Below are 4361 nucleotides of genomic sequence, written 5' to 3' on the forward strand. Positions count from 1 at the left end.
GGGGCTGCCGTGGGGGTCAGCCCGCGAACGCCTCGGTGAAGTCGTGGGGCTGCTGCTCGATGCTGGAGCAGGTGGGGTCGGCCTGGTCCTTGGGGCCGCCGGGGCAGGGCTTGTCGCGGGTACCGGACCACATGGAGACCCAGCCCATGCCCTTCTCGTCCGCGAACGCCCTGACCTCCTTGGCGTCCTCGGGCTCGAACACCTCGACGTTGACGTCGTTGACGCCGATCATCGGGGTGATGGCCAGGGCCTTCCACGCCTCCGCCCCGCCCAGACCGAGCGCCTCGGCGACCTGCTTGTGCGAGGCGGTCGCCGCCTGGGTCGCGTACTCGCCCATGTCGCCGTCGTAGGAGGGCCCGTAGTCCATGGCCATGATGTTGACGGCCGAAACCTTCACGCCGTTGGCCTCGGCGTTCTTCAGCAGGGCCACGCCGGGCTCCGTCAGCCCCTCGGGCATCACCGGCAGGGTGTAGGAGACGTCCAGGTCCTGGTGGCTCTTCTGGAGCGCGGCGACGGCCTTGGCGCGCCGCTCGTTGGCCTCGGTGTCGGGCAGCGCCGCGCCCTCGATGTCCAGGTCGATCTTCTTCAGGTCGAAGGTGTCGATGACCTTGCCGTACGCCGCGGCGAGCGCGTCCGCCGAATCGCACGCCGTACCGAGCTCGGAGCCGTTGGCGCCGCCGAAGGAGACGCGGACGTCGCCGCCCTTGGCCCGCAGGTCGGATATCTGCGCGGCGACGGGGTTGTCGGTCAGCTCCTGGGTGCCGCCCCACTTGGGCACGCACTGGCCGCCGCCGCTGGTGACGAAGGCCAGGTTGTACTCCTTGACGCCGGTCTTCTCCGCGTTCTCCAGCAGGTCGTAGGAGGGCTGGAGCGAGGTGTCGACGTACGGCGCGAAGGGCGTGCCGGCCGCCTCGGACGGGGCCGCAGCCTCCTCGCCCGCCGTGGCGTTGCCCGCGAACAGGAAGCCGCCTCCCGCGACGAGGGCGGCGGCAGCGGCGCCGGTGAGCAGTGTGGTCGTACGGCGGGTGCGGCGGCGGTGGCCTGCTGAGTGCGTCATCGCGTCGTTGCCTCGCTGAGGTGGGGGAAGGGAACGGCCAGCACGCTAGCGGCGGTGAATCGGACGAATGCCGTGTGGCGGACCTCGGCCGGCTTCCTTAGGGCGCACTTAAGGAAACCGAAAGGGCCTCCTCAGGAGCGCCGGCCCGGAAGGGGCCGCGGGGGGCGATCCGCCCCCGCCCACCCCCGCATCAGGATCGCGTTGCTCCGAACGCCGCAGGACGCACCCCTCCGTGGGGTGACGGGCGGGCGACGGTCGGAAAGTCACAACGACGGCACCGCGCCCGCTGTGCGTGGATGGTGCCCAAGCGCAAGTTGTCTGTCTCCTGAAAGAAGAAACACCATGCTTCGTTCCGTGACCACGGCCGCTTTCGCCGCCGCCCTCGTCCTGGGCGGTGCCTCCGCCGCGGCGGCCGACGCCGGTGCCCAGGGGGGCGCCGCCAACTCCCCGGGTGTCCTGAGCGGGAACGTCGTCCAGGTTCCGGTCCAGGTCGGTGCCAACGTCTGCGGCAACTCGATCAACGTCATCGGCCTGCTGAACCCCGCCGCGGGCAACGCCTGCGTCAACAAGTAAGCACCCGCGCACCGGAGCGCACCCACAGCGCCGCCGGGTCCGGCCGCCCCACGGACCGACCCGGCGGCGCTTCCGTGCGCGACGGCGCGTCCGCGCGCGACGGCGCGTCCGTGCGCGACAGCGCTTCCGTGCGCGACAGCACTTCGGGCACGACGGCATCCCAGGGCGCGGCGGCGTCCCCGGGCACGGTGGCGTCCCGGCGCCCCGACGTTCCCCCGGCACGGCGGGCGTCCCCGGGCACACGGGGCAAGCCGGCCCACGGGGAAGCCGGCGCCGCTGCGGTGCGCCTCAGGCCCGGCGCGCGAGGCGAGCGCGCCGGGCACGGCGGCGCAGCCGGTGGCTGACCTGACGAGGGCCGCCGCGCGTGGCGGCCCCGTCGCGCAGCGCGAGCCACACCCGTACTTCCGTACCGCCGAGCACCGAACGGCCCAGCCGTACGTCGCCGCCGGTCGACTCGGCGACGCGGCGCACGATGTCCAGTCCCAGCCCCGTGGAGCCCGGACCGCCCTCGCCGTGGCCGCGGCGCAGCGCGGCGTCGGGGTCGGTGATGCCGCAGCCCGCGTCGGAGACCAGCACGATGGCGGCCTCGCTGGCGGGGCCGCCGCTGTGCAGGTCGACGGCGAAGGCGGTGCCTTCGGCGGTGTGCCGGAAGACGTTGCCGAGCAGGGCGTCGACGGCCGCGGCCAGTTCGGCGCGGGCCACCGGCACCCGCACCGGGCGCTCCACCCCGGCGACGCGCGCCTCCCGGCCCTCGTCCTCGGCCAGTGCCGACCAGAAGGCCATCCTCTCGCGGATCACCTCGGCCGCGTCGCAGGTGGCGGAGGAGGCGGTGTGAGGCGCGAGTGCCTTCTGCTCGCGGGCGGTCGCGATGATGGTGTCGACCTCGCCCTCCAGTTGCGCGACGGCGGCCCGGGTCTGCTCCGCCGTGTCGCCCTCACCGAGGGAGGCCGCGTTGAGCCGCAGGACGGTCAGCGGGGTGCGCAGCCGGTGGGAGAGGTCGGCGGCCAGTTCCCGCTCGTTGGCGAGGAGTTGGACGACCTGGTCGGCCATGGCGTTGAAGGCGGTGGCGGCGGAGCGCAGCTCGGTCGGCCCCTCCTCGGGCACCCGCACGTCCAGTTGCCCCTCGCCCAGGTCGTGCGCGGCGCCCGCGAGTCGTTCGGCGGGCCGCACCATGCGGGTGCCGAGCCGGTCGGCGACCGCGACCGAGCCGACGATCAGTGCGAGGCCGACCCCGGCGAGCACCATCCAGGAGGCGGCGACGCCGTGGGTGACCTCGTCGTCGGGGACGAAGACCTCGACGACGGCGATGCCGCCCGTCACGGCGGTGGGCCGCAGCAGCGTGTAGCCGCCGTCGACCTCGACGGTGGTGGCCCGGCCGAGGCGGCGCGCCGCCGCGAGCCGCGCGCGGGGTGCCCGGCTGTGGCCGACGCGTACGGGTCCGCTCTTGGCGGCGTTCTTCCCCGCCTCGGCGGGTACGTGGACGGCGACGCGCCCCTCGGCGCCGGCCTGGGTGATGGCGACGGCGCGCTGGAGCTGGCGGCGGTCGCGGGTGATGGCCAGGGCGGGGCCGATGGCGGAGGCCTGGCGTTCGGCGCCGGCGAAGGCCCGGTCCCTTGCGGTCTCCTTGACGACGAGGGCCAGCGGGACGGCGAAGGCCACCACCACCATCGCGGTCACGGCGAGGCAGACCTTCACCAGGGCCCATCTCACGCGGGCCCGCCCTCACCGGGCGGCGGAGCCGGAGACTCGGCGGCGAGCGGCGGGGCCGCGGGGTCCGTGGCGGGCGGCTCCAGCTTGACGCCGACTCCGCGCAGCGTGTGCAGGTAGCGCGGCTTGGCGGCCGTCTCCCCCAACTTCCGCCGCAGCCATGACAAGTGGACGTCGATGGTCTGGTCGTCCCCGTAGCTGAGCTGCCACACCTCGGCCAGCAGCTCCTTGCGCGCCACCACGACGCCGGGCCGCCGCGCCAGGAAGGCCAGCAGGTCGAACTCGCGGCGGGTCAGGTCCAGCAGCACGCCCTCCAGCTGGGCCATGCGGCGCAGCGGGTCGATGGCGAGCCCGCCCACCCGGATGACGGTGTCCCCGCCGCTCTCGCCACCGGCGGCGTGGCCGCGCGTACGGCGCAGCACCGCCGCCATCCGGGCCGAGAGGTGGGCGACGGAGAATGGCTTGACCAGGTAGTCGTCGGCGCCCGCGTTCAGCAGCCGGACGATCTCGGCCTCGTCGTCCCGCGCCGTCGCGATGATCACCGGCACGTCGGTGACGCCACGCAGCATCTTCAGCGCCTCCGCGCCGTCGAGATCCGGCAGCCCGAGGTCGAGGACGACCACGTCGAAACCGACCTGCGCCACCTCGCGCAGGGCCTCCAGCGCCGTGCCCACGCTGCGGACCGTATGGGCGGCTTCGGTCAGGTGCCGGATGAGGGCGGAGCGTACGAACTGGTCGTCCTCGACCACGAGCACACGTGCCATGGGCGGAACCGTACGGCATCCCGGCGGGCCCTAAGGTGACGGGGATGCAGCGCACCGGACGACCCCACAGACCGCGCGGGACGCACGCCCTCGCGTGGACGCTCGCCACCGGCGCCGCCACGACCCTCTCCTGGTTCGGCGTGCACACGGTGCTGGACGACACCTCCTACGAACCGCCGCGCGCACTGCCCGTCTCGGACGGCCCCGAAGCGGGCGGTCCCGGCGGGGGCGCCGCGCCCCGGGCCTCCTCGACCCACCGC

General features: G+C 74.4%; 4 protein-coding genes and 1 pseudogene. 2 read left to right on the plus strand and 3 right to left on the minus strand.

Going from position 1 to position 4361, the window contains the following annotated elements:
* Positions 1–16: 16 nt before the first annotated feature.
* Positions 17–1057, minus strand: a complete 1041-nt coding sequence (locus tag AB8Z75_RS32520; protein WP_369208354.1) for a chitinase — start codon at positions 1055–1057, stop codon at positions 17–19.
* A gap of 342 nt (positions 1058–1399) precedes the next feature.
* On the opposite strand from AB8Z75_RS32520, the gene AB8Z75_RS32525 reads away from it, so the two are divergent.
* On the plus strand, positions 1400–1630 hold the full coding sequence (locus tag AB8Z75_RS32525) for a chaplin (protein WP_369208356.1): 231 nt from the start codon (positions 1400–1402) through the stop codon (positions 1628–1630).
* 288 nt (positions 1631–1918) lie between these two features.
* Here the strand turns inward: AB8Z75_RS32525 and AB8Z75_RS32530 are convergent, their stop codons facing one another.
* Positions 1919–3340 (minus strand): sensor histidine kinase, encoded by a 1422-nt coding sequence (locus tag AB8Z75_RS32530; protein ID WP_369208358.1) that lies wholly within the window; start codon positions 3338–3340, stop codon positions 1919–1921.
* A complete protein-coding gene (locus AB8Z75_RS32535) occupies positions 3337–4101 on the minus strand; it encodes a response regulator transcription factor (RefSeq protein ID WP_369208359.1) in 765 nt (254 codons plus the stop codon). The genes AB8Z75_RS32530 and AB8Z75_RS32535 overlap by 4 nt, the downstream gene beginning before the upstream one ends.
* Before the next feature lie 44 nt (positions 4102–4145).
* Here AB8Z75_RS32535 and AB8Z75_RS32540 point away from each other — a divergent pair.
* Positions 4146–4361, plus strand: a pseudogene (locus tag AB8Z75_RS32540) (hypothetical protein); the annotation flags it as partial.

The organism is Streptomyces sp. PU-14G, from assembly GCF_041028275.1.
In the GTDB taxonomy this organism is placed as follows: Bacteria; Actinomycetota; Actinomycetes; order Streptomycetales; family Streptomycetaceae; genus Streptomyces.

What these genes read in the sequence shown, in the direction of transcription:
- AB8Z75_RS32520 (WP_369208354.1), bottom strand. Translation starts at nt 1,057, where the DNA reads ATGACGCACTCAGCAGGCCACCGCCGCCGCACCCGCCGTACGACCACA.
- AB8Z75_RS32525 (WP_369208356.1), top strand. Translation starts at nt 1,400, where the DNA reads ATGCTTCGTTCCGTGACCACGGCCGCTTTCGCCGCCGCCCTCGTCCTG.
- AB8Z75_RS32535 (WP_369208359.1), bottom strand. Translation starts at nt 4,101, where the DNA reads ATGGCACGTGTGCTCGTGGTCGAGGACGACCAGTTCGTACGCTCCGCC.